Below are 23,314 nucleotides of genomic sequence, written 5' to 3' on the forward strand. Positions count from 1 at the left end.
ACTATGAAGCAGTTTTCTCCCAGTTGACATAATATTAGAGGGCGGGGCGCGATTGGAGCGCCCTGCCCTCTTATTTGTTACAGGATGATGCAGATCAGTCCGCCGGAGCCCTCGTTGATGATGCGCTGGAGGGTCTCCCGGAGCTTTTCCCGGGCGTCCTCCGGCATCCGCTTGACCTTGGTGTTCAGGTCCTCCCCCACCAGCTCGTAGAAGGATTTCCCAAAAATGTTGGACTGCCAGATCTTGGAGGTGTCCCCCTCAAATTCCTGGAGCAGATAGTGGACCATCTCCTCGCTCTGCTTCTCCGTACCCACGATAGGGGCAACTTCGGTCTCAATATCCGCGCGGATCATATGGATGGAGGGGGCGCTGGCCTTGAGTCGGACGCCGTAGCGTCCCCCCTGCCGAACGATCTCCGGCTCCTCCAGCACCAGGGAATCGATGGAGGGCACCACGATGCCGTAGCCGGTCTCCTCCACCTCCTTCAGAGCGTCTGCCACCTTGTCATATGCTGCCTTGACTCCAGCCAGCTGGGTCAGCAGAGAGACCAGATCTCCGTCGTCCTGGATCTGGAAGCCGGACTGCTGGGACAGAGTGTGGTAGAACAGGGCCCTGGGCAGGTCCAGTACCGCAGCGGCCAGCCCGGTGCCTAGGTCGATGGAGGTCACCCGGGCGTCGCTCACCTCCTCGCACTCCTTGATGGAGCGGACCGTCTGCTCCACGTCCCGGATGCGGTACAGGTCGGAGGCCCCCTCCCGGATGGCGGTGTACAGGGCGGACTTGATGGGGTGGTCCTGAGCCAGGGCGTCCACCCAGGGGGGCAGGAACAGGTCCAGCTCCTTCACCGGGAACTCGTAGAGCACATCCTTCAGGACGGTGTTGATGTCCCCCTCGCTCAGCTCCAGGCAGTTGAGTGCCCGGCAGGCCACCCCGTACCGCTGGCTGATGTCCGCTTGGATGGCCTGGGCCCGCTCCGAGTTGGGATAGGCGGAGTTGAGGAGGACCAGAAAGGGCTTCCCCAGCTCCTTCAGTTCCGTGATGACCCGGTCCTCCGCCTCCAGATAGTCCTCCCGGGGAATCTCGGTGATGGTCCCGTCCGTGGTGATGACGATGCCGATGGTGGAATGTTCCGCAATGACCTTCCGGGTGCCGATCTCCGCCGCCTCCGACATGGGGATCTCGTGATCGAACCACGGGGTGGTCACCATCCGCTGGGTCTCTCCTTCCAGATGTCCCACCGCTCCCTCCACCATGTAGCCCACGCAGTCGATGAGCCGGACCTGGAAGGCGGCGCCCCCCTCCATTGTGACAGCTACCGCTTCCTCCGGGACAAATTTGGGCTCCGCCGTCATGATGGTACGCCCGGAGCCGCTCTGGGGCAGTTCATCCCTGGCCCGCTCCCGGCGGTACACATTTTCAATGTTGGGGATGACCAGCGTCTCCATGAACCGCTTGATAAATGTGGATTTTCCGGTCCGGACCGGCCCCACGACGCCGATATAGATATCGCCCTCGGTCCGAAGCGCGATATCCTCGTAGATTTTGCGATCTTCCACTGAAATTCCTCCTTCGGCCGAGCAAGCCGGTGATTTCCTTACAGTGTATGGGGATAAGCTGTGGAATATGACCTTGCCGCATAGCTTTTCCAGCCTTTGTTTGAAAAAGGAGCCGGACCGCAGGCCGACAGGCCCGGTCCGGCTCCTTGCCGATGAGATCAGCGTACCCGGGGGATCAGGAGCATCCTGCCCGTGGGCAGGCAGCCCTCCTCCAGCTCATTGGCTTGGGTGATCTCCTCTGTGGTAGTACCGTACGCTTTCGCAATGTCCCACAGCCGCTCTCCCGGAGCGGCCATACGCAGCACCACCGAGGGCTGTGTCCCGTCCGGCTTGGCCCGTTCCTCCCCCAGACGCGCGGAGGAGATGGCGGCCTGCCTGCGCTCCGCCAGACAGAGGCAGTGGAATTCCAGAGTGAAGCGCACCTCCAGTCCGCCGGCCGCCGGCACCACGGCCAGTTCGCCTGGGGCGGTACACCAGCACTGACACACCGCCTGGACCGGGCAGTCCAGCCTGCAGTCCGTCTGGACGGTGCGCTGGATAGACTGAAGCTCCTCCCCGTCATCCAGATACAGGGCCGTGATGAGTACCTCTGCCGAAAGGATCATCTGGTCGCCCTCCCGGCTCTGCCGGATCTCCCCTAGGGACAGCCACCCGTCTATGGCGTTTCGTACCAGGGTGGTGGTCTCCAGGATCTCACGGACGCTCTGGGGCCGAATGGACTGATCCACCACCTGGCGCATGGTGTGTTCCTCGGTCTGGACCTCCAGCATCCATCCGGTGCTGTAAATATCCTGAAGCATGGTGACCGGCCGCTGGCTCCTCACCACCGCCTGGGCCAGGAGCTCCAGCGTCACCTCGGCGGAGCCCACCGTTGTCCCAATGGCGGGGGCATTCAGATCGGTGAGGACGACCCGCACCTCACATTCCGCGTCCTCTCCGGCCCCAGGAACTTCGATGATCTGAGAAAAGGGCATGGACTCCCTGGCTGTCCGAAGGGTCCCGTCCGCGTCCCGCAGGAGGGCGTGGAGCTCCACACTGCCCTTGAAGATCAGCTTGCTGCCAATGAGACGGCTCTCCTCACAGGATGGCTCTCCCCGGAGGCTGAGCAGCTCACCACCCTCTGATAGCCCCAAGTCCACACCATCTGTAAATGTAAAGGGTTTTTCCTGCACGGCTATGATCTGATCGGTGGTCTGCTCCTCCTGGAGCTGGCGGATACCATGTTCCTCCGCCGCCTCTACCCCTTGGCATATGGTGCGCTCACAGGGCTGGCAGGCCCTGATCTCCACGGCCAGGTCCACCCGGAGCAGGATCTTTCTGGGATTCAGCACCCGGGCCTCCGCCCACCGCAGGCGGGGATCGGCCAAAATGGTCCCCTGGGAGGTCAGGCCGGGGGCCTCGACCTGGCAGGTGAAGGGGACGCTGAGCTCCATATGGCGCAGACATCCCCCCGTCTCCGGCAGATACAGCACCGAGGCGCGCACCATGCCGGAGACGGTGGCCATTCCCTCCCGGGCCTGTTTTCCTGTGAGGCACGCCTGACCGCATACCTCAACGATGCGCAGAATGTCCGGACAGGCATCCGGAACGATAGCCTCCTGGGTCTCCTCCTGACAGATGGTGACGTCTGCTACGGTCTCAAAGCAGTGGATCGCATCTCGTTTGAGCTCAAGCTCCATAATCGTCCTCTCCCTTACAAATCGAGTCGGCGCGGCCTGGGCCGCCGCGCCGGGTCAGCCATTCCGCTTTGGGACCACTATATGTACAGGCAGGGACAAATATGCCACCCTCAGAAAAGGACTCAGTGCCCCCTGGGCCCCGGGATCACTTCAGGCCAAACAGCTTCCGCAGCAGACCCCGCAGACATCTGGGAGAACGTACCACGACGATGCCCATAAGAAAGCCTCCCCTCCGCATAGACTGGCCGTTTTCCGGCTAATCCAGTCTATGCACGGGGAGGCGATGTGTCACTGTTCCACTGATAAAATTTTATCGCGCCCAGTCCGGGATCTGCTTGGCCTGGTCGTACAGGCGTATATAGCTGGCGTGGCGGCTGGGCTGGATCGCTCCGGCCTCCACCGCCTTCAGCACCGCGCAGCCCTTCTCCTTCACATGGGAGCAGCCGGTAAACTGGCATTTTCCCAGGTAAGGGGCAAACTCCCGGAAGCAGCCCTCCAACTCCTCCTTGCGGCAAAGCTCCATGCGGTCCGTATCAAAGGAGGAGAACCCCGGGGTGTCGGCCACCAGAGCCCCGCCGCTCAGCCGGTAGAGCTCCACATGGCGGGTGGTGTGCCGACCCCGCCCCAGCTTTTCGCTGATCTCCCCTGTCTGCAGGGCGATCCCAGGCTCCAGTGCATTTAGGATGCTGGACTTACCGACGCCGGAATTTCCTGTGAAGGCAGACACCTTTCCAGAAATGACCTGCCGCAGCTCTTCGATCCCCTCGCCGGTCTCCGCGCTCACCTTCAGGGTGGTGAAGCCGGCGGAGGTATAGATCTGGTACAGGTCCTCCCCCGGCACCAAGTCCCACTTGTTGACGCAGATGACGCTGTCACATCCCCGGCGCTCCGCGATGGAGATCACGCGGTCAATGAGGAAGGGATCGGTGGCAGGGACCGCCTGGGACACGATGATGACCAGTTGGTCCACGTTGGCCACCGCCGGGCGCTGGAACTCATTCTTTCTGGGGAGAATCCCGTCCAGCGAGCCGCTCCCGTGTTCCAGCGGGGTAAACAGCACCCGGTCACCCACCAGAGGGGTCACCTTCTCATGGCGGAACTTCCCCCGCCCCCGGCAGGCGAACAGCTGAGTCCCGTCGTCCACATAGTAGAAGCCGCTGAGGGCTTTTAAAATCATTCCTTCTGCCATATCACTCGTCAAAGTTGACCGTGACGCCGTGGTCCAATCTCCCATTGAAATAGACGTTGTATGTCACTTTCCCTGTCCCACTGACCGGTACTGACACAGCCACTTCCATAAGAGGGTTCACATCCCGGTTATAAACTTCCTTTCCGTCGTCGCTGGTGACCATCACATTGATGGACTGGACAGGGTCCGTCTCATCCACCACCGGCAGGTTGATGGTGAGTGTCTTGGTTGATGTCTGAGGAATGTCCGGGTTCTCAGGCCCTGTACTGACGGTAAGGTTGACCTTGCTCCCCTCTTCCACCTCTGTACCAGCCTCCGGCCACTGTTCCACTACCTTTCCCTCCGGTACTGTTTCACTGGAGACATGCTCTATCTCACCCACCTCCAGGTTCATCAGACGGATCCGGCTCTCCGCGTCGCTCTGGGCCATGTCCGCGAAAGAGATCAGCGTGACCTTGGACGCCTCAGGCCCCTTACTGACCACCAGATGGACGCTGTCCCCCGCCTTGAGTTCGGTCCCCTCCGCAGGGGTATAGGAGATGATATAGTTGGCGGGCACCTCATCATCGAACTGATATTCGGGGGCCTCCACGCTCAGCCCCATGTCCCGCAGGGTGGCCAGGGCCTTCAGATATTCCTGGTTGGTGACATCGATCATCTGGATCACCTCGGGTCCACCGCTCACCGTCACCGTGATTTCTGCGTTGTTGGACTTCACGGTGCTCCCGGCAGCAGGGTCCTGCCTGAGGATCGTCCCCGCAGCCTCCTCGCTTTCCACCGTCTGGCCAACGACGATGTTGAACTCCTGTCTCAGCTCCGGGTCCTGAAGGACCTCCTCATAGGTGTAGCCCGTCAGCTTGGGGATGGTATAGTCCGGCGAGGGCATCAGGATGGAGGAGATGAAGAACTGATACATGAAGTAGAACAGTCCCGCCACAAAGGCCAGGATGACAACGATGGCCGCGATGATGGGCCAGTTTGTCCCTCCCCGCCGGCGGTCCCGGCGCCTGGGACGGTTCTCCGGCTCCTCCTCTTCCTCCTCCGGCTCCTCGTAGCGGCGCCTGCGGGGTTCAGGCTCCGGCACACGGCTGCGCACCGGCGTATGGGGCGTGCGGATCTGAGTCATGGCGCCCTCTTCCGGCTCCTCGGGCACGAACTCGCTCACGTCGTAGTCAAAGTTGATGCTGGGGTTCTTACGGAACTCTTCCAAGTCGGCCAGCATCGCGTCTGCGGAGGGATATCGGTTGTCCGGGTTGGGAGCCATGGCCTTCATGGTGATGGCCTCCAGCGCCTCTGGGATGGTAGGGTCCAGCTCACGGGGGGAGAGTGGGATGGAATTGATGTGCTGGATGGCCACGGAGACCGGAGTGTCCCCCTCAAAGGGCAGGCGGCCAGTTATCATCTCATAGAGCACCACCCCCGCAGAGTACAGGTCGGAGCGGGCGTCAATATGGCTCCCTCTGGCCTGCTCGGGGGAGATATAATGGACGGAGCCCAGCGCCTCCTGAGTCAGGGTGCTGTGCCCGCCTGAAGCCACCCGTGCGATCCCGAAGTCGGCCACCTTCACGCTGCCGTCCCGCAGCACCATGATGTTGTGGGGCTTGATGTCCCGGTGGATGATGCCCCGGCTGTGGGCGTGCCCCAATGCCTTGACGATCTGGGTGATAAAGTGGAGTGCCTCCCGCCAGTTCAGCTTGTTCCCCTTTTTCTGCATATACTGCTTCAGGGTGATACCGTCGATCAGTTCCATCACGATGTATTCCAGGTCGGAGGAGCGGCTGACGTCATAAACGGCCACGATGTTTGGGTGGGAAAGCATGGCTACGGCCTGGGACTCGTCGTGGAAGCGGCGGCGGAACTCCGCGTCCTGGGCCAGATCTTCCCGAAGGATCTTGATGGCCACCAGCCGGTTGAGCCGGTGACAGCGTGCCTTGTACACCCGGGCCATGCCCCCGGTGCCGATGATCTCCAGGATCTCATATCGATTATCGAGTAATTTACCTATGTATTGATCCATGGTAAATCGCCTCCTTTGTCGCTGTTATTCGTACTGAATCAGGACCGCCGTCACGTTGTCCGGCGCGCCCCGTTTCAGGGCGATATCCAGCAGCCTCTCACAGCAGGTGACCGCCTCCCCGCCGTGGATCACCTCATAGAGCAACTCCTGGTCGGTCACTACATTGCTCAAGCCGTCGCTGCACAGCAGCAGGTAGTGGCCGGGCAGGGCCTGAAGATAGAAACAGTCCGCCCGAAGATGGGACTCCGCCCCCAAGGCGCGGGTGATGAGATTCTTATGAGGATGGACTCTGGCCTGATCTCGGGTCAGATCCCCTCGTTCCACCAGATCTTCCACCAGCGAGTGGTCCCTGGTGACCCGGGTGATGCCTTCTGGGGTGACGTGATAGGCTCGGCTGTCCCCTTCGTTGAGGATAACTGTCTCGTGGGGCCCCGCCAGGGCTGCCACCAGGGTGGTGCCCATCCCGGAGCACTCCATGTCCACATTAGAGCGGTGGAAGACCTCGTCATTGGCGCGGGATGCCGCCCGCTCCATCCGGACCCGGTCAGACTCGTCCTCCTTTCGTGAAAGGAATTCCTCCATAAAGAGCTCCACCGCCATGGTGCTGGCGATGTTGCCCGCCCGGGCGCCGCCCATGCCGTCGCAGACCAGCGCAATGATCCGGCCGTCCGGCAGGGTCCGGCAGGCAAACGCATCCTGGTTCTGCTCTCGTACCATTCCCCGGTGGGTGATCCCCCATACATTCATGGAATATCTGCCTCTTTCCTGCCGTCATTCCGGCCGAGTGTCTGAGCCATGGCCTTTCGGCGCAGCTGGCCGCAGGAGGCGTCGATATCGCCTCCCAGCTTGCGGCGCACCGTAACGGTCACGCCGTGCCCCTCCAGGCGCCGCTGAAAAGCGGCCACCCTGCGGCTGGGCTTCAGTGGACTCTCCTCCACATCATTGAGCGGGATCAGGTTGACATGGCCGGGTGTCCCCTTCAGCAGCCGAGCCAGGAGATCAGCCTGCCAGTCAGAGTCGTTGACCCCGTCGATCATTGCATATTCGTAGGAGATGCGCCGTCCAGTGGTCTGGAAATACCGCCGGCAGGCTGCCATCAGCTTTTCCACGCCCACGCTCCGGTTCACCGGCATCAGACGGGAGCGGGTCTCATCGTCCGGCGCGTGGAGGGAGACCGATAGTGTTAATTGTAACCTATGTTGGGCCAGTTTGTCAATTTGATCCGCCAGCCCGCAGGTAGACAGGGAGATGTGACGCATGCCGATGTTCAGACCATTGGGCTGGTTGACCAGTGTCAGGAACTTCAGCACCGTATCCATATTGTCCAGGGGCTCCCCGATCCCCATCAGCACGATGTTGGAGACCGGCTCCCCGCTGTCCAACTGGGTGAAGAGGACCTGGTCCACCATCTCTGCCGGCGTAAGGTCCCGCACCTTGCCTCCCAGGGTGGAAGCGCAGAAAGCACAGCCCATCCGGCAGCCCACCTGACAGGAGATACACACAGTATTCCCATGCTTATACCGCATCAAAACCGTCTCGATGCAGTTTCCGTCTGACAGCCTCCACAGGTATTTGATGGTGCCATCCTGGGCGGAGACCTGCTTTCTGGCCACCTGGGGAGCTGTAAGAAAACAGTGCTCCTCCAGCTTCTGCCGCAGGACCTTAGGGAGGTCGGTCATTTCGTCAAAGGAGACGGCGCCTCGATAGAGCCACTGAAACACCTGCCTGGCCCGGAAGGCGGGTTCCCCCTGCTCCCGGAACCAGGCGGCCAGCTCCTCCGGCGTCATGGATTTGAGATCGATCAAAGGGCTTCCTCCCTCTTTTTCATGCGGCTGATAAAGAAGCCGTCCGTCCCCTGTATGTGGGGCCACAGCGTCAGCATCCAGCTGCTCCCCTCCGTTCCGGGGACGCCAGGCAGCTGGAAGGGCTCGGGTCCAAACTGGGGGTGCGCCTCCAGGAAGGCGGACACCACATCCTCATTTTCCCGCCGCAGCAGCGTGCAGGTGGAGTAGAGCAGTGTCCCGCCGGGCCGCACATAGGAGGAGACGTTCTCCAGGATTCGGCGCTGTACGCTAGGAAGGGCTGCCAGGGGCTCCGGGTCCTTGTAGCGGATGTCCGGCTTCTTCCGAATGACGCCCAGACCGGAACAGGGGGCGTCCACAAGCACCAGATCAAAGGCACCCTCCCACTCCGGGCGGTGGACGCAAGCATCCGCCGTCATAGGCGTGACGCAGTCCAGGCCCAGACGGGCCGCGCCGTTGGCGATCAGCTTTTTCTTGTGGGGGTGCAGGTCGCAGGAGCACACCGTTCCCCTGCCCCCCATGGCGATAGCTGCGGCAAAGGACTTGCCGCCGGGCGCCGCGCAGGCATCCAGCACCCGCATCCCCGCGGCAGGGCCTGCTGCCGCCACCGCCAGCCGGGAAGCTGGGTCCTGGATGTAGAAGAGACCCGCCTGAAACTCCGGCAGCTCCTCCAGATTCCCGGTCCCAGACAGGAGGATACAGTCTGTCAGCCAGGGGTGTTCCTCTGCCCGGACCCCTCGCTCCTCCAGGCGCAGGCGCAGCTCCCGGGCGTTGATCTTCAGGGTGTTCACCTGGGCCGCCGTGGCAGGCTGCGCATTGTTGGCCCGCAGCAGGGCCGCAGCGCCGTCGTTCCCCAGAGTCAGCAGGAATTCCCGCACCATCCACGCCGGATGGCTGTACAGGATGGACAGGTACTCCACCGGGTCCCGCTGTGGGATGGTGGGCAGACGCTCCAGGCTCCTCTCCAGACTGCGGAGGATGCCGTTGACCATCCCCGCCGCCCGGGGGTTCTTGCAGTAGGCCCGGGTCAGCTCTACGGACCGGTTGACCGCTGCGCTGTGGGGGATCCTGTCCAGAAAGAGCATCTGGTAGGCCCCCAGGCGCAGGGCCTGGACCACCCGCCCCTCCATCCGCTTGAGGGGGATATTGGAGAAATGGGCCAGGTAGAAGTCCAGGAGCATCTGGTTCTGCAAAACACCGGCGCACAGCTGGGTGGCCAGCGCCGCGTCCCGGCTGTCCAATCCGGCCGCCGATATCTGCTTTTTCAGGGCGCCGTCCGACCATCCCCCCTGTCTCTCACAGGCGTTCAGGGTGAGGAGCGCCGTTTCTCGGGCATCCACAGGGCTTCACCTCCCGCTTCTGAATGGGTCTCAATCCTCTTCCGCCGAAACAGGGTGTCCTCTCAAATAGTCTGCCGCAGACATCCGTCGACTTCCAGGCGCCTGAAGCTCTGTCAAGCAGAGCACCTTTCCATCTCCACAGGCGACCCGGATGCCCCGTTTGTCGGCAGAAAGGATGGTGCCGGGCCGCCGGCTGGTGGACTCCCCGGTCTCTCGACCGCCAAACACCTTCACCACACCAGCACCCAGCAGGTCGGTGCTGGAGGCAGGCCAGGGGATCAGCCCCCGGATCTGGTCGTGGATCTCACGGGCCGGGCGGGTCCAATCAATGGGAGAGAGCTCCCGGGAAAGCATGGGCGCATAGGTGGCCCGTTCCCCGTCCTGGGGGGTACGCTCCGCCGTTCCGGCCTCCAGCCGGGACACTGTCTGGACCAGCAGCCGGGCGCCCAGCCCGGCCAGCCGATCATGAACCGACTCCACCGTCTCTTCGGGATCGATCGGGGTGGACGCCTGGGCGATGATGTCCCCCGCGTCCAGCTCCTGGGCCATATACATGATGGTGACCCCGGTCTCCTCCTCCCCGTTGAGCACCGCCCAATTGATGGGGGCAGCCCCCCGGTACTTGGGGAGCAGGGAGGAGTGCACATTGATGCACCCCTTGGCCGGCAGCTCCAAAATTTCCCGGGGCAGGAGACGGCCGTAGGCCGCCACTACGATCAGCTCAGGGGACAGCTGGCGGATCTCCTCCAGGGCAGTGCCGTCCTTGAGAGTAACGGGCTGGAAAACAGGAATATCATATGCAAGGGCTATTCGCTTTACAGGTGGTGCCTGGAGCTTCATTCCCCTGTTTTTCGGCCGGTCCGGCTGGGTGAATACGCCGCAGATGGTGTGTCCTGCGGCAATCAGCGCCTCTAGGGACGGGACAGCGAAATCCGGGGTGCCCATAAAGAGAATCGTCATTTCCCCTGCTCCTCCAGCATGGCGTCCAGCTCCTCGGTGGTGTAGATCCGGTCGGCCAGATCCGTGTAGAGCTGTCCGTCCAGGTGGGCCAGCTCGTGGCAGAAGCACCGGGCGGTCATGCCTGTCCCCTCAGTCTCAAACTCATTTCCGTTCCGGTCGTGGGCCCGGACCTTCACCCATGCGGGACGCTTCACATAGCCCCAGTAACCGGGCACGGAGAGGCAGCCCTCCAGGCCGTCCTCCTCCCCCTCGCTGGCAATGATCTCAGGGTTGATCAGCTCCAGCATCTCCTCCTGGTCGTTGACCACCAGGACCGCTCTGCGCAGGATGCCCACCTGGGGCGCGGCCAGGCCCAGCCCGTTGGCCTGGGCCAGGGTCTCCCGCATGTCGTCCAGCAGATCCCACAGCTTTTGATCGAAGCGTGTGACCGGATGGCAGTGTTTCTCGAGGACAGGGTCCCCCTTTTTGATGATCTCTCGAAGCGCCATGAAACATTTCTCCTTTGCATAATCAATCCATGGGATTCAGGTCGGCAAATACAGAAGTCCCCCGGCTCTCCCGGTCCTGCCGCACCGCCCGGAGGAGGGCGGCGATCAGGGAACGGAGAGGGCGGCTGTCCTGTCCGACCAGTGTGAGGCGGTATCGATACCGGTTGTTGACTCTGGCGATGACTGCCGGCGCGGGACCCAGCAAGCGGAAGGACTGATCGGGCAGTTTGGGGAGCTCTCTCTCCAAAAACTGCCTCAGCCGGGTGCACACCCGGAGCACCCCCGCCTCGTCGGGGCCGGAGGCGGTCAGCACCAGGATGTCCCGAAAGGGCGGCTCGTCCCGCAGGCGGCGCAGCTGGATCTCCTGCTCATAGAAGCTGTCATAGTCCTGGCCGGCGGCGAAACGGATGACGTCGTTGTCCGGGGTGTAGGTCTGGATCACCGCTCTCCCCCGCTTCTCCCCGCGGCCGGCCCGGCCCACCACTTGGGTGATCAGAGAGAAGGTGCGCTCCCCGGCGCGGAAGTCGGCGGCATAGAGGGACAGATCTGCGTCCACCACCCCCACCAGGGTCACATTGTCAAAGTCCAGCCCTTTGGCCACCATCTGGGTCCCAACCAGGATGGGGACGCGCTGTTTCTGAAATCGGGATAGAAGCTCCTCGTGGGGGTGGGCGGCGGAGATGGTATCCGCATCCATGCGGAGGATCTCGATCCCGGGAAACAGTGCCTCCAGTTCCTCCTGGACCCGCTGGGTCCCCACACCGATAAAGTTCAGCCTGCCGCCGCAGGAAGGACACGCAGGGGGAAGGGGCTCAGAATAGCCGCAGTAATGGCACATCAGCCTTCCGTTGGCGGAGTGGTAGGTCAGCCGCACCGAGCATCGTGGGCACTCCGGGACCTGTCCGCATTCCCCGCAGGAGACCATGCGGCTGCTGCCCCGGCGGTTCAGGAACAGGATGCTCTGCTCCCCGCGTTCCAGGTTGCAGGCCAGCTCCCGGCGCAGCTCCGCACTGATGGCGGTGCAGTTCCCCGCCCGCAGCTCCCGCTTCATATCCACAATGCGGACCTGCGGCATGGCCTGTTGGTTGAAGCGTTGGCTCAGGGTAAACAGACGGTAGCGCCCCTCCCTGGCCTGGTACATGGACTCCACCGCCGGGGTGGCTGAGCCCAGAAGAAGCACCGCTCTATGCTGGACACAGCGGTATTTTGCCACGTCCCTGGCATGGTAGCGGGGGGCGTTCTCTGATTTATAGCTGCTCTCCTGCTCCTCGTCCAGCACGATCAGCCCGATGTGGTCCAGAGGGGCAAAAACAGCGGAACGGGTGCCCAGCACCACCCGGGCCGCGCCAGAACGGACCCGCTTCCACTCGTCGTACCGCTCTCCGCTGCGCAGGGAGCTGTGGAGCACCGCCACCAGCTCCCCAAAGTGGGAGGCAAACACCCGCAGCAGCTGGGGCGTCAGGGAGATCTCCGGGACCAGTACCATGGCGGTCTGCCCCCTGGCCAGCACCTCCTGGATCAGGCGGATATAGATTTGGGTCTTTCCGCTGCCGGTGACGCCGTACAGCAGGGCGGCGCCCGCCTCCCCCCGGAGGCAGAACCGGTCCAGGCCGCGGAAGGCCGCCTCCTGCTCCTGATTTAATTCCACCGGTCCGGCGGGCTCCACGTCCTCTACCCGGACCCTCCGGAGCACCTCATGCTTCTCCAGGGTGAGGATGCCGCTCTTTTCCAGAGATCGCAGCGTGGCGGGAGAGGCGCCGGTAAAATAGCAAAGCTCCTTGGTGGAGGCCGCCCCCAGAGTGCAGAGGAGCTCCGTCACCGCGTAGCGCAGGGGAGCTCGCTTCCGTCTGGAGGCGACCAGCTCCATGGCCTCCTCTGCCGGCATATTCAGCACGGCCAGCCGCTCTGTCTTGTCCCCCACCGCCCGCTGGGCGCTGGTCTCCAGTACCGCGATCTTCCGGTCCAGAAGGACCCGGATGGCGGGGGTGGGGTCCTTGGCGCCAAAGGCGGTGTGGATCTGGGTCATGTCCCCGCTCCCCCCCCAGCAGCAGAGCATCTCCGCCAGCCTGGCGGCAGCTGGAGCGTCCGAGAGCAGATCCCAGATCTGTTCCGGCTCCAGCCCGGGGACTAAGGTCACGCTGTCCCGCAGGGCAAAGTACATCCCCGCCGGGAGCATGGCCTTCACCGCGTCGCTGACAGTGCAGAAGTACCGCTCCCGCATCCACAGGGCCAGATGGATCCCCTTTTCATCCAGGACGGGAGCGTCGTCCAGACAGGACAGCACCGGCTTCAGTGTGGGTGTGTTCTCCTCCTGCCGTTCCAGGGAGAGCACGATGCCATCCGACCCACGGTTTCCGCTCCCGAAAGGGACGGCCACCCGCATCCCGGGCAGTACCTGTCCCTCCAGCTCCGGAGGGACCAGATAGTCATAGGGCTTGTCGATGGCGTAGATCGCTTTGGATACCGCCACCTTGGCCACCACTCTCCCGATACCGATCCCCTCCTCTTCCGTACAAGGCAAAGCAAGCGTGGGAAGCCTCCCTCCGCTTGCTCCTCGCCGCCTGCTTACGATTCAGACACGTCCAGCTGACCCTCCGCTACTTCGCGGATGGCAATGCTCACCGGTTTGTCGTCCAGAGGGACGCCGGCGGTCTCCGCCTCGCTGGCAATCTGCCGGGCGCGGCAGGCCACCACATTGACCAGCTGATAGCGGCTGGGCACCTTAGCCAGCAGATCTCTCATAGCAGGATAAAGCATCATAACGAAAATTCCCCTTTCAAAATGTTTCTGCGGTTGTCCACCCGGCACTCATTGGCCACCAGGATGGCCTCGATTTCCTCCACTGCGTTGGAGACCTTGTCGTTGATCACCAGATAGTCGTAGGTCGGGATCTCCCGGAACTCTATCTTCGCCTTCTCCAGCCGGCCGGCGATCACGTCCTCGTTGTCCGTGTTCCGGTTGTGGAGACGGCGGGAGAGTTCCTCAAAGGAGGGCGGGATGATAAAGATAAAGATGGCTTCAGGGCATCGGGCCCGAACCTTTGCCGCCCCCTGCACCTCGATGTCCAGCAGAACGTCGATGCCGGCGTTCAGTTTTTCCTGGATCATCTTCAGGGAGGTGCCGTAGTAGTTGTTCACATATTCCGCGTATTCCAGCAGCTCCTGGTCCGCGATCATCCTCTCGAACTCCGTCCGGGAGACGAAGTTGTAGTTGATCCCGTCTGCCTCTCCCACCCGGGGCCGGCGGGTGGTGTAGGACACAGAGAAATAGATCCCCTTCCGCTGGCCCAAAAGCTCTGCGATCACGGTGCTCTTACCCACACCGGATGGACCGGACAAAACGATGAGCTGTCCCTTCTCTTTCTTTTTGGTCATTCCTCATCCTCCTCTGCTTCAGGGGCCTCCCGGCTCTCCAGACGGCTGGCCACAGTGTCCGGCTGAAGCGCTGAGAGAACCAGATGGTCGTTGTCCATGATGAGCACCGACCGGGTCCGGCGGCCATAGGTGGCATCGATGAGCGTGCCCCGGTCCCGGGCCTCCTGCACCATGCGCTTAATGGGGGCCGAATCCGGCGACACAATAGCCACCAGCCGGCCGGCGGAGATCATATTGCCAAATCCGATGTTGATGAGCTTCAAATGTCCCGCCCCCTCATTCGATGTTCTGGACCTGCTCCCGGATCTTCTCGATTTCAGCCTTGATATCCACCACATAGCGGGCGATCTCGATGTCGCTGCACTTCGAGCCGATGGTGTTGGCCTCCCGGTTGAACTCCTGGATCAGAAAGTCCAGCTTGCGCCCGGTGGCTCCGCCCTGAGCCAGCATGTGCCGCAGCTGCCCCAGGTGGCTGCGCAGGCGCACCGTCTCCTCGTCCACCGCCACCTTGTCAGCAAAGATGGCCGCTTCTGTGAGGATGCGGGCCGGGTCCAGCTGGGTGTTGGCCAGCACCTCATTCATTTTAGCCTCCAGACGAGCCCGGTATTCCTCCACGGTCTGGGGGGATCTCTCCTCCACCAGGGTGACCAGGCGTTCAATGGTGTCCGCCCGGGTCAGGATGTCATCAGATAGCTTCTGGCCCTCCCGGCTGCGCATCCGGTCAAAGTCGGACAGCGCCTGTTCCATGACGGCACTGATGTCCTGGGCGACCTGCTCCGCATCCTCCTCTTCCTTCTCCACCAGCAGCACATCGGGAAATCGGGAGAGCAGGGAGACGGAGATGTCATCGGACAGCCCATAGCTCTGGGCCAACTCCCGCAGGGCAGCGCAGTATCCGTCCGCCACCGGCCGATTGATGGAGACCTTCACGCCGGCGGCGCCTGCGCTGTCTATTGTGACGAAGACATCCACCTTTCCCCTGGAAATGGAACTCTGGACCTGAGACTTCAGCCCATCCTCCGCAAACAGATAGAGCCTGGGAATGCGGATAGAGCAATCCAGATATCGGTTATTGACGGAACGGAGCTCCACCGTGATGGTACGCCCGTTCAGGCTCTGCTCCGCCCGGCCGTAGCCGGTCATGCTTTTCACCATTGGTGCGGTTCACTTCCTTATTTTGATTTCAGCGGCGGCGCCCCGGCATCCGGGCCATCACCAGCGCGATCAGGCGGGACAGGCCCACGTCATAGAGGACGAAGATCAGATTCCCTGCCAGATAGAGCAGCCAGGTCCTCTCCCCCAGCCACACAGGGGGATCGGGCAGGAACAGCGCCCGCAGCGCGAACCAGAAGAGAGACAGGGCCGCGTTGAAGCAGGCCAGCTTGCACAGCCACTCCAGGGGCAGGCGCCGCAGGCCCTCGATGTTGTTTTTGACTACCGGGTAGAGCCCCAAGAAGATCAGGTAGAGCAGAGCGACCCCCTTGTCCGGCAGCAGGAACAGCCCCAGCAGGGCGGATGCGGCCCAGCACAGATAGCCCGCCGCCCGTCCGGCGGCCAGCACCGCGGCCACCGGAAACAGACCGGCCGCGCCGGTCAGGCCGATGCGCCCTGACGGAACCATACAGGCCAGCCAGAGCACGGCCAGGCTCCCAGCTGCCAGGACCCCGGCAACCGCGGTGCGGCGGCTGGTGGTGTGAAAAGAGGCCATCTCAGCAGTGCCCCCCTCCGCACAGGCAGTTCAGGCACAGCAGGCTGGTGCAGCAGTCCAGACCGTCCATCCCTCCGCTGTATCCGTAGGGGCGGTATGCCTGTCCCCCCTGCTGCATCATGGCCAGGGCCTGGCGGTACTCCATGTTCCCTGGGTCCATCTGGCAGGCCAGGGAGTAGTTCTGCATCGCCTCATCCAGCCAGCCCTTCCGGTAGGCGATGCTGCCGGAAAGGAAATACCACTCCCCGTTTTTCTGGGGCACCTCGTTGAGCAGGCGCTCCGCCGTCCCCAGATCTCCGCTGTTGATCAGGTTCCGGATGCGGGCGTAGGTAGGGTTGGCGGAGCCGCTCTGTTGATGACTGTATTGGTATCCGCCGCCATAGCTCTGCCCGCCGTATCCGCCGGACGGACGTTGATAAGAGCCCCCACCTCCGCTGCGCTGCTTGGTGATGGTCTCATAGGCCTCGTTGATCTCTTTCATCTTCTCCTCAGCCAGATCGGCCAGGGGATTGTTCTGATAATTGTCCGGATGGTACTTCCGGGCGAGCTCACGATAGGCCTTTTTGATCTCTTCATCGCTGGCATTGGGGCTGACCCCCAAAACACTGTACGGATCGTTCATGTAGGTTTTCTCCAAATCTTTTCTTTTTTCAGACGGGACCAGCTGCCATCAAAGACGGCCTGCTGGATCATGGGGAGCCCCAAATAGAGGATATTCTCCAGCACAGGGGTTCGGCAGCCAAAGTCCGGTACGCAGAACGCGGAGCGGGCCAAATTTAGGGAGTGCTCCAGAGTCAGGGCCAGCGCCTGGTCGTCCCCTCCCTCCCCATATCGGGCGCGGACAGGGTTATAGCAGCCGGAGGCGCGGTCCTCCTCCAGATCGTCCCGGGCGTCGATGAGATAGATCCACCGCCCCAAGTGGTAGAGGAGCTGCTCCAGCGCCCGATCCCGGCTCCGGTCCTCAGAGGGGGGCGCGGCTGCCTGGAGGATGCGGGCGAAGGTGTCGGCCGTCCGGTCGATTGAGGGGCAGTTTTCTGCCTCCAGCCCTGTCAGCTCCTCCAGGCAGGAACGGACTGTCCGGTCAAATTCCGGCCGGCAGACCGCCGCCTTTCGGTAGGCGGGAGCTAGGAGCAGGGCCAGCCCTCTGGCTGGCAGGCCGCTGAAGGGGCCGTCGTCCCGAGCAGAATCCCGCAGCTTCCAGTAGGTGAGGATGATGCTCTCGTCCGCCGCCGCCTCCAGGGCCGGATCAGCGGGACACATCTCCTTTCTGGCCAGCGGATTGGCGTGGCACCTGCCGCGGCAGGGGACGAACCGCTGTTCTGCCGGCCAGAGCAGCAGGGCCAGAAAGGTGAAATCAAAATTGAGGAACATGGGTGCCAGCAGGCCGTATTTCCGCCGCAGTTCCCGGCAGAGCCCACAGTATGTGGCACGATAAAGGTCAAAATCTTTACACTTCAGTTCCTCCCGGACAGGCCGGACATATCCAAACACAGGGCTCTCCTCACACGCTGTGAAGATACCCCAGCACGGTGAATTCCGGGGTCTTCCGCCGGGTGATGGTCCGGTTGATCAGGACCGCCGGAACGAAGCCCAGGACCAGCCCCGCGGCTGCCATTCCGATGGAACCCCCGTCTCCCAGACCCAGAAGCCTGCCGATGAGGTATCCCCCCAGAAGAAAGACGCAGGGGAGGAAAAAGACCAGAAGGGCGAAGCCGATGGCGCTGCCGGAGGCGGGCTCCACCTCCACCCAGTCCCCCGGCTTGGCCCCCCCCTGCGGATCAGAGGCCAGGGCCAGGATCTCCTCCTTGGGGCGCTGGGGGCAGCCCTCGCAGCTGGAACAGCTCAGGCCGCACTCCATTTGGCGCATAAGGGACACCTCCACCACACCGGGATGGACCACTTTTTTTACAATGGCATTTTGACTCATGATGCTGCTGCCTCCAAAGTTTTGCCTCAAAAACCGTTTTTACTATCTGCTGATGTTGACCACAACAGAGTACTCTCCAATGACGCCTACCTCACTGTTATAGTCCAGATACACTCTGGCTGGGACGGAGACGGAGCCCACCGTCATCACATTGGACAGGTCTGCCACGATGCGCAGCTGGCTGGCAGAGATGTCCTCCAGGCGCTCCTCGCTGCCTCGCACCACCACAGAGCAGGACTCGGTAGCCACCTCCACATGATAGCCCTCCGGTGCATTGTCATAATCGATGTTGGTCACGTTGAAGGTACGGGTGGACAGGCCGGATATGGTCACCGTGACGACGGCCTCTGTGATGCCACTGACGTTCTCCAGGCTGGAGTCCAGCTCGATGGGTAGGGTGAAGCTGTTGGTCCCCACCACTTTGGACAGGTCGATACTGCCCAGCGAGATCTCCTCTACCTTGGACACGTCCTCCTCTGAGCCGGCGATGGTGATAGAGTCCGGGAAGATGATGGCCGAGGTCACATCCTCGCCGGTGGCACCGCCGCCCGGCGTGTAGTCTACGGTCAGCTTAACTTCCTTCACCACATAGACCGGCATGGTCACATAGGTGGTATCTGTGTCCATGTTGATCTCCAGATCCGTCAGCTCGTTCCCCTCTGCGTCCAGCAGAACGAGAGGAACATTGCCGGAGAAGCGGGTGTTGAGCTCTTCGCCCTCCAGCACCGCCTCCACCTTCGCCACCCTGGAGACCGCCTCCTCCGAGCCACTGATGGTCACGGTCTCTGGACTGATGGTGATCTGGCCCGCCTGGTAGCCCGGGGCGATACTGGCCTTCAGCACGGGCTGGATCTCAAAGGTCTTGGAGTACAGCCGTGCCACCATAACGGTGATAGCGGCAGGCTCCTGAGACTCCTTGGTGATCTCCGCTGTGCTCACGTCCCGGGGCCAGTTCACGTCATACTGGAGGATCTGCTCCCCCTCGGTACACTGGGACACGTTCACGGTCACGCTGAGATTGCGGTTGCTCAGCTTGTTCAGGATACTGATAGGGGCGGTGATCTTCAGGTCCACCGCCGTGTCAGAGACCGCAGTGATAGTGAGCCCCTGACTCTCCAGGATAGTCTCTCCCGTCAGGGTCACCGGTACGTTGTAGATCGTCCGGCTCCCCGGGGGGTCCAGGTCGTTGCGGACGTACATCCAGAAGATCACGGCCAAAAAGACGGAGATCAGGACAAAGACCCACTTGCTGTTCTGGATACGCTGGATCATTCTGTCCCCTCCTTTTTCCCTCGGTTGAACAGGGCGGCGACCAGGGGGAAGAGGTCGCTCTTCTTCTCCCCGTCATCCTCGTCCGTCTTCAGTTCATTGCGCAACAGGCGGTCCAGGGTCTCAGGGGCCAGGTGGCGCTTGAGCATGCCGCCCACCGCCACCGAGATGGAACCGGTCTCCTCCGAGACGATGGCTACCACCGCGTCAGAGTGCTCGCTCATGCCGATGCCTGCCCGGTGGCGCATCCCCAGGTCACGGCTGAGGTTGGTGTTGCCTGAGAGGGGCAGCATGCAGCCAGCCCCCACGATGCGGCCGTTACGGACGATGACCGCCCCGTCATGGAGTGGCGCCTTGTTCCAGAACAGGTTCTTCAGCAGTTCGCTGGAGACGGCACAGTCCAGCGCCGTGCCGGTTTTGATGACCTCGTCCAACAGGTTGGCCCGCTCAAAGACCATCAGCGCCCCCACCTTGTCCTTGGACAGGGAGGTATAGGCCTCCACAGTCTGGGAGATGGCGCTGTCGATGTCGTGGGCGGCCTCTGGGGGCTGGACGAAGACCTTGCTCATCCTGCTGCTGCCTACCCGCTCCAGAAAGCGGCGGATCTCCGGCTGAAACAGGATGACCAGCACCAGAATGGCGTACTCCACTACCCGGTTGAGCACGAAGCTGGTGGCGTATAAGTTGAACTCGGCAGAGGCCCAGATGGCCACCACCACGATCATAATCCCCCGGAGCACCCGCCCAGAGCTGGTCTTCCGCACCATCCAGAGTAGTTTGTATATGACGATAGACAGGATCGCGATATCCACCAGGTCGGACAGGCGAATGGTCTGAACGACTGCCGGCATCCTCTGTATGAGTTCGCTCATGGAATCTCCTCTTTTCAAAAGGCCCGCATGGGTCTGCCCAATTACCTATTTGATAATTATACGATATTCCGCGGAAGTTGGCAACATGAAACGAGAAGGAAAGAATGAAAATTTCATGAATATGTCTCCCGTCACCCCTGACGCCGGATAGGCTGCAGGGCAGGACCTGCCCTGGGCTCCGGCCGTTCCGGCAGGAGCCGGACAGAAAAAATGCCAGGGATCTCTCTTCAAGATCTCTGGCATTTGACGCCTTGTAAGGTCTTACGGCTTTTCGCTGAGGATCTGCCTCAGCTCTCGGACGAAGCGTGGGATCTCCTGGGGGACGTTGAAGGCGGAGACGCTGGCCCGCACGGTCCCGGTCTCCAGTGTCCCAGCTGTCCGGTGGGCCAGCGGGGCGCAGTGGAGCCCGGAACGCAGGGCGATGTCCCGGCGGCCCAGCGCCTCCCCCAGCTCCTCACAGTCCATCCCCGATACCCGGAAGGAGAGTACTCCGGCCTGCTGGCTGGGGTCTTTGCTCCGGAACACCTCCACCCCCGGGAGTTGGGCGAGAGACTCCCCCATCTGGACGGTCAGGGCCTGCTCATGGCTGCCGATGGACTGTACCCCCTGCTTTTCCACGAAGCGCAGTCCCTCCAGCAGCCCGGCGATCCCGGCGATGTTGTGGGTCCCCGCCTCCAGACGGTCGGGCAGGAAGTCCGGCATCTCCTGCCGGATGGATTCACTTCCCGTGCCCCCCTCCAGCAGAGGTGGCGGGGTCTGTCCGCAGAGCAGAAGACCGGTCCCCTGGGGGCCGTACAGCCCCTTGTGGCCCGGCATGGCGATGAAGGCTGCCCCCAGTTCCTCCAGATGGACCGGGAGGCAGCCCGCTGACTGGGACGCGTCCAGGATGAAGGGGACCCCCCGTTCCCGGCAAAGCCGGGCCAGCTCCTGGATGGGGAGGATCATTCCAAACACATTGGATACATGGGTGAATACAGCCGCAGTCACCTCCGGGGTCAGGGCCTTTCGGAATGCCTCCACGGTCTCCTCCGGCCGGAACAGTTGTCCGGCCGCCACCCGGACCGTCACATCCGGGATGGCGTGGAGCGGCCGGGTGACCGCGTTGTGCTCATATCCGGAGATGACCACTGTCCCTCCCGGACGGACCAGGGCCTTTATGGCGATATTCAGGCCGTGGGTGGCATTGTTGGTAAAGACCACCTGTTCCGGCTTGGGGACCTGGAACAGGCGGGCTGCCGCCTCCCGGCAGGCAAAGGCCGCTGCTGCTGCGTCCATGGCCGGCTTGTGACCACCTCGGCCCGGACTGGCATAATGTGAGATGGCGTAGGAGCAGGCGCGGGCGACCACAGGCGGCTTTTGCAGAGAGGTGGCCGCGCTGTCCAGATAGATCACAGCTGCACCTCCTTGTAGCTGCCGTCTCCCGCCGTGATATAGACCCGGCGGGGGTCCAGCTCTGTTCGGTGCAGTATTCTTAACGCATCGGGCAGATTCCGCTGAGAGACCTTCACGGAATGACTGCACCCCTCCCCCGCGATGCTTTTAGGGGAGCGCATGATATGAGCCGTGATCCCTGCCCGCTCCAGGGCGGAGGCGGTCCGCTGTGCGTAAGTCAGGGATCGGCACACGATTAGATAATAGAGCATGGCATAGTTCCTTTCCTGGAGTACGGGTGGCCGCAGCCGACGGCGCGGCCGGGAGGGGATACCCTCTCAATACAATGTATGCTGGCAGCGGGCTGCCGGATACTGCGGTCTGGATGCGCCTGCCCTGCATTAAATTTTTTCAATTTTGAATGAAAAAGCATCATTTGACTTTTTGTGTGATTTCCCCTATATTGAGTCTATCAAATCTGAAAAGCCCGTGAGCCTTTCACAAATCATGAAGGAGGAACTTTCTATGAACAAGCAGGTAAAACCCGTGGTCATCGGCACCATCGGAGCCGGCTATGCCGCGCATCTCCACGGCAACGGCTATGAAAAGGTCAGTGGAGTGCCCATCCGCCTCAAGACCGTCTGTGACCTGAACCTGGATCTGGCCAATCAGGTCAAGGAGCGCTATGGCTATGAGCAGGCCATCACTAACTTTGACGATATGCTGGCAGACCCGGAGATCGATGTCATCGACATCGTCACTCCTCCTTTCCTCCACTGCTCCATGGCCATCAAGGCCCTGAAGGCCGGCAAGCATGTCATCTGTGAGAAGCCTCTCACCGGCTATTTCGGCAAGCCCGGCGAGGAGAATGTGGGCAGGACCGAGAAGGCCAAGATGTATCGAGAGGTCATGGCCATCATGGATGAGCTGAAGGAAGTGGTGGACTCTACCGACAAGAAGTTCCTGTACGCCGAGAACTTCGTCTATGCCACTCCGGTCCAGAAGGCCGCTGAGATCATCCGCGCCAAGAAGAGCAAGGTGCTGTTCATGAAGGGTGAGGAGAGCCTGAAAGGCTCCAGCTCCCCCGTGGCTGGCAAGTGGAACAAGACTGGCGGCGGCATCCTGGTCCGCACCGGTACCCATCCCCTCACTGGCATGCTGTGGCTGAAGCAGCAGGAGGCCCTGGCCCGGGGAGAGACCATTACTGTCAAGAGTGTCTCCGCCGACGTGGGCGTCACCACTGCCTGCCTCAGCGAGCATGAGCACCGCCACATCGCCGCCCGTCCCGAAGACGTGGAGGACTACGCCGCCGTCACCGTTACCTTCTCCGACGGGACCAAGTGCCTGACCATCGCCAGTGACACCGTACTGGGCGGCACCAAGAACTACATCGAGGTTTACAGCAACGACAGCTCCCTGATGTGCAACATCACCCCCACTGACATCCTGAACACCTATTTCCTGGATGAAGAGGGCTTGGATGATGTGTACATCTCCGAGATGCTGCCCGCCAAGCTGGGCTGGAACAAGGCTTTTGTCTCCGATGAGATCATTCGCGGCTACATGGGTGAGCTCCAGGACTTCATGGAGACCATTGCCTACGATAAGACGCCCTCCTCTGATTTTGCTCTGGCTTACGAGACCACCAAGATCATGTACGCCGCCTATCAGTCCGCCGAGGAAGGCCGCCGCATCGATTTCTGATCCTACACCTCCTTGCTATTCTCTTCACAGAGCGCGGGCACCGGAATTTCCGGTGCCC

The 23,314-nt window shown here is 62.0% G+C and carries 23 protein-coding genes; 1 reads left to right on the forward strand and 22 read right to left on the reverse strand.

The features are described from left to right. Nucleotides 1-77 precede the first annotated feature (77 nt). The 22 genes from spoIVA to NE584_RS01545 form a co-directional block, all read right to left on the reverse strand. Nucleotides 78-1,556: a stage IV sporulation protein A gene (gene spoIVA, locus NE584_RS01440; RefSeq protein ID WP_050624822.1), complete on the reverse strand. Its 1,479-nt coding sequence runs from the start codon at nt 1,554-1,556 to the stop codon at nt 78-80. Nucleotides 1,557-1,714: 158 nt separating this feature from the next. Next, on the reverse strand, nt 1,715-3,235 hold the full coding sequence (locus NE584_RS01445) for an SPOCS domain-containing protein (protein WP_256181491.1): 1,521 nt from the start codon (nt 3,233-3,235) through the stop codon (nt 1,715-1,717). A 310-nt stretch (nt 3,236-3,545) separates the two neighbouring features. Continuing rightward, nucleotides 3,546-4,424 (reverse strand): ribosome small subunit-dependent GTPase A, encoded by an 879-nt coding sequence (gene rsgA, locus NE584_RS01450; RefSeq protein WP_050624824.1) that lies wholly within the window; start codon nt 4,422-4,424, stop codon nt 3,546-3,548. 1 nt (nt 4,425) lies between these two features. Next, nucleotides 4,426-6,441 (reverse strand): Stk1 family PASTA domain-containing Ser/Thr kinase, encoded by a 2,016-nt coding sequence (gene pknB / locus NE584_RS01455; RefSeq protein WP_108981211.1) that lies wholly within the window; start codon nt 6,439-6,441, stop codon nt 4,426-4,428. A 24-nt stretch (nt 6,442-6,465) separates the two neighbouring features. Further along, entirely contained in the window at nt 6,466-7,188 is a 723-nt protein-coding gene (locus NE584_RS01460) for a Stp1/IreP family PP2C-type Ser/Thr phosphatase (protein WP_050624826.1), read from the reverse strand. Further along, a complete protein-coding gene (gene rlmN, locus NE584_RS01465) occupies nt 7,185-8,246 on the reverse strand; it encodes a 23S rRNA (adenine(2503)-C(2))-methyltransferase RlmN (protein WP_256181496.1) in 1,062 nt (353 codons plus the stop codon). The genes NE584_RS01460 and rlmN overlap by 4 nt, the downstream gene beginning before the upstream one ends. After that, on the reverse strand, nt 8,243-9,583 hold the full coding sequence (rsmB, locus tag NE584_RS01470) for a 16S rRNA (cytosine(967)-C(5))-methyltransferase RsmB (RefSeq protein WP_256181497.1): 1,341 nt from the start codon (nt 9,581-9,583) through the stop codon (nt 8,243-8,245). The genes rlmN and rsmB overlap by 4 nt, the downstream gene beginning before the upstream one ends. Before the next feature lie 30 nt (nt 9,584-9,613). Next, nucleotides 9,614-10,543, reverse strand: a complete 930-nt coding sequence (fmt, locus tag NE584_RS01475) for a methionyl-tRNA formyltransferase (protein WP_256181499.1) — start codon at nt 10,541-10,543, stop codon at nt 9,614-9,616. Beyond that, nucleotides 10,540-11,031, reverse strand: coding sequence for a peptide deformylase (gene def / locus NE584_RS01480; RefSeq protein WP_050624830.1), 492 nt, complete (start codon nt 11,029-11,031; stop codon nt 10,540-10,542). The genes fmt and def overlap by 4 nt, the downstream gene beginning before the upstream one ends. Nucleotides 11,032-11,053: 22 nt before the next feature. Then, the gene (gene priA, locus NE584_RS01485) at nt 11,054-13,552 is read right to left on the reverse strand and encodes a primosomal protein N' (RefSeq protein ID WP_256181502.1); all 2,499 of its coding nucleotides are present in this window, start codon (nt 13,550-13,552) and stop codon (nt 11,054-11,056) included. A 44-nt stretch (nt 13,553-13,596) separates the two neighbouring features. Continuing rightward, a complete protein-coding gene (gene rpoZ / locus NE584_RS01490; protein ID WP_050624831.1) occupies nt 13,597-13,791 on the reverse strand; it encodes a DNA-directed RNA polymerase subunit omega in 195 nt (64 codons plus the stop codon). Beyond that, the gene (gene gmk, locus NE584_RS01495) at nt 13,788-14,405 is read right to left on the reverse strand and encodes a guanylate kinase (protein ID WP_256181503.1); all 618 of its coding nucleotides are present in this window, start codon (nt 14,403-14,405) and stop codon (nt 13,788-13,790) included. Before gmk ends, rpoZ begins: the two co-directional genes overlap by 4 nt. Then, complete coding sequence (gene remA / locus NE584_RS01500; RefSeq protein WP_050624833.1) at nt 14,402-14,668, reverse strand: extracellular matrix/biofilm regulator RemA; 267 nt, start codon at nt 14,666-14,668, stop codon at nt 14,402-14,404. Before remA ends, gmk begins: the two co-directional genes overlap by 4 nt. Before the next feature lie 13 nt (nt 14,669-14,681). Beyond that, nucleotides 14,682-15,560, reverse strand: coding sequence for a YicC/YloC family endoribonuclease (locus NE584_RS01505; protein WP_108981207.1), 879 nt, complete (start codon nt 15,558-15,560; stop codon nt 14,682-14,684). Nucleotides 15,561-15,588: 28 nt separating this feature from the next. Beyond that, on the reverse strand, nt 15,589-16,113 hold the full coding sequence (locus tag NE584_RS01510) for a hypothetical protein (protein ID WP_050624835.1): 525 nt from the start codon (nt 16,111-16,113) through the stop codon (nt 15,589-15,591). Between the two features lies 1 nt (nt 16,114). Continuing rightward, entirely contained in the window at nt 16,115-16,735 is a 621-nt protein-coding gene (locus tag NE584_RS01515; RefSeq protein WP_050624836.1) for a DnaJ domain-containing protein, read from the reverse strand. Next, entirely contained in the window at nt 16,732-17,604 is an 873-nt protein-coding gene (locus NE584_RS01520) for a DUF5685 family protein (protein ID WP_050624837.1), read from the reverse strand. Before NE584_RS01520 ends, NE584_RS01515 begins: the two co-directional genes overlap by 4 nt. Nucleotides 17,605-17,614: 10 nt before the next feature. Further along, nucleotides 17,615-18,040 (reverse strand): SoxR reducing system RseC family protein, encoded by a 426-nt coding sequence (locus NE584_RS01525; protein WP_050624838.1) that lies wholly within the window; start codon nt 18,038-18,040, stop codon nt 17,615-17,617. Between the two features lie 42 nt (nt 18,041-18,082). Then, a complete protein-coding gene (locus NE584_RS01530; RefSeq protein WP_050624839.1) occupies nt 18,083-19,312 on the reverse strand; it encodes a YbbR-like domain-containing protein in 1,230 nt (409 codons plus the stop codon). Continuing rightward, nucleotides 19,309-20,181, reverse strand: coding sequence for a diadenylate cyclase CdaA (gene cdaA, locus NE584_RS01535; protein ID WP_050624840.1), 873 nt, complete (start codon nt 20,179-20,181; stop codon nt 19,309-19,311). Before cdaA ends, NE584_RS01530 begins: the two co-directional genes overlap by 4 nt. Before the next feature lie 261 nt (nt 20,182-20,442). Beyond that, nucleotides 20,443-21,573 (reverse strand): aminotransferase class V-fold PLP-dependent enzyme, encoded by a 1,131-nt coding sequence (locus tag NE584_RS01540; RefSeq protein WP_256181507.1) that lies wholly within the window; start codon nt 21,571-21,573, stop codon nt 20,443-20,445. Further along, nucleotides 21,570-21,824, reverse strand: a complete 255-nt coding sequence (locus tag NE584_RS01545; RefSeq protein WP_050624842.1) for a DUF3343 domain-containing protein — start codon at nt 21,822-21,824, stop codon at nt 21,570-21,572. The genes NE584_RS01540 and NE584_RS01545 overlap by 4 nt, the downstream gene beginning before the upstream one ends. Before the next feature lie 253 nt (nt 21,825-22,077). Between NE584_RS01545 and NE584_RS01550 the strand changes: the two genes are divergently transcribed. Beyond that, complete coding sequence (locus tag NE584_RS01550) at nt 22,078-23,256, forward strand: Gfo/Idh/MocA family protein (protein ID WP_082203603.1); 1,179 nt, start codon at nt 22,078-22,080, stop codon at nt 23,254-23,256. The last annotated feature ends 58 nt before the right edge of the window (nt 23,257-23,314 follow it).

Source organism: Clostridium sp. DFI.5.61 (assembly GCF_024462915.1).
GTDB classification, from domain to species: domain Bacteria; phylum Bacillota; class Clostridia; order Oscillospirales; family Oscillospiraceae; genus Lawsonibacter; species Lawsonibacter asaccharolyticus.

Coding starts and splice junctions, on each gene's coding strand:
- rsgA (WP_050624824.1), bottom strand. CDS start 4,424: ATGGCAGAAGGAATGATTTTAAAAGCCCTCAGCGGCTTCTACTATGTG.
- cdaA (WP_050624840.1), bottom strand. CDS start 20,181: ATGAGCGAACTCATACAGAGGATGCCGGCAGTCGTTCAGACCATTCGC.
- NE584_RS01550 (WP_082203603.1), top strand. CDS start 22,078: ATGAACAAGCAGGTAAAACCCGTGGTCATCGGCACCATCGGAGCCGGC.
- NE584_RS01510 (WP_050624835.1), bottom strand. CDS start 16,113: ATGGCCTCTTTTCACACCACCAGCCGCCGCACCGCGGTTGCCGGGGTC.
- NE584_RS01515 (WP_050624836.1), bottom strand. CDS start 16,735: ATGAACGATCCGTACAGTGTTTTGGGGGTCAGCCCCAATGCCAGCGAT.
- rpoZ (WP_050624831.1), bottom strand. CDS start 13,791: ATGATGCTTTATCCTGCTATGAGAGATCTGCTGGCTAAGGTGCCCAGC.
- NE584_RS01525 (WP_050624838.1), bottom strand. CDS start 18,040: ATGAGTCAAAATGCCATTGTAAAAAAAGTGGTCCATCCCGGTGTGGTG.
- NE584_RS01545 (WP_050624842.1), bottom strand. CDS start 21,824: ATGCTCTATTATCTAATCGTGTGCCGATCCCTGACTTACGCACAGCGG.
- NE584_RS01530 (WP_050624839.1), bottom strand. CDS start 19,312: ATGATCCAGCGTATCCAGAACAGCAAGTGGGTCTTTGTCCTGATCTCC.
- pknB (WP_108981211.1), bottom strand. CDS start 6,441: ATGGATCAATACATAGGTAAATTACTCGATAATCGATATGAGATCCTG.
- NE584_RS01460 (WP_050624826.1), bottom strand. CDS start 7,188: ATGAATGTATGGGGGATCACCCACCGGGGAATGGTACGAGAGCAGAAC.
- NE584_RS01505 (WP_108981207.1), bottom strand. CDS start 15,560: ATGGTGAAAAGCATGACCGGCTACGGCCGGGCGGAGCAGAGCCTGAAC.
- NE584_RS01445 (WP_256181491.1), bottom strand. CDS start 3,235: ATGGAGCTTGAGCTCAAACGAGATGCGATCCACTGCTTTGAGACCGTA.
- gmk (WP_256181503.1), bottom strand. CDS start 14,405: ATGACCAAAAAGAAAGAGAAGGGACAGCTCATCGTTTTGTCCGGTCCA.
- def (WP_050624830.1), bottom strand. CDS start 11,031: ATGGCGCTTCGAGAGATCATCAAAAAGGGGGACCCTGTCCTCGAGAAA.
- fmt (WP_256181499.1), bottom strand. CDS start 10,543: ATGACGATTCTCTTTATGGGCACCCCGGATTTCGCTGTCCCGTCCCTA.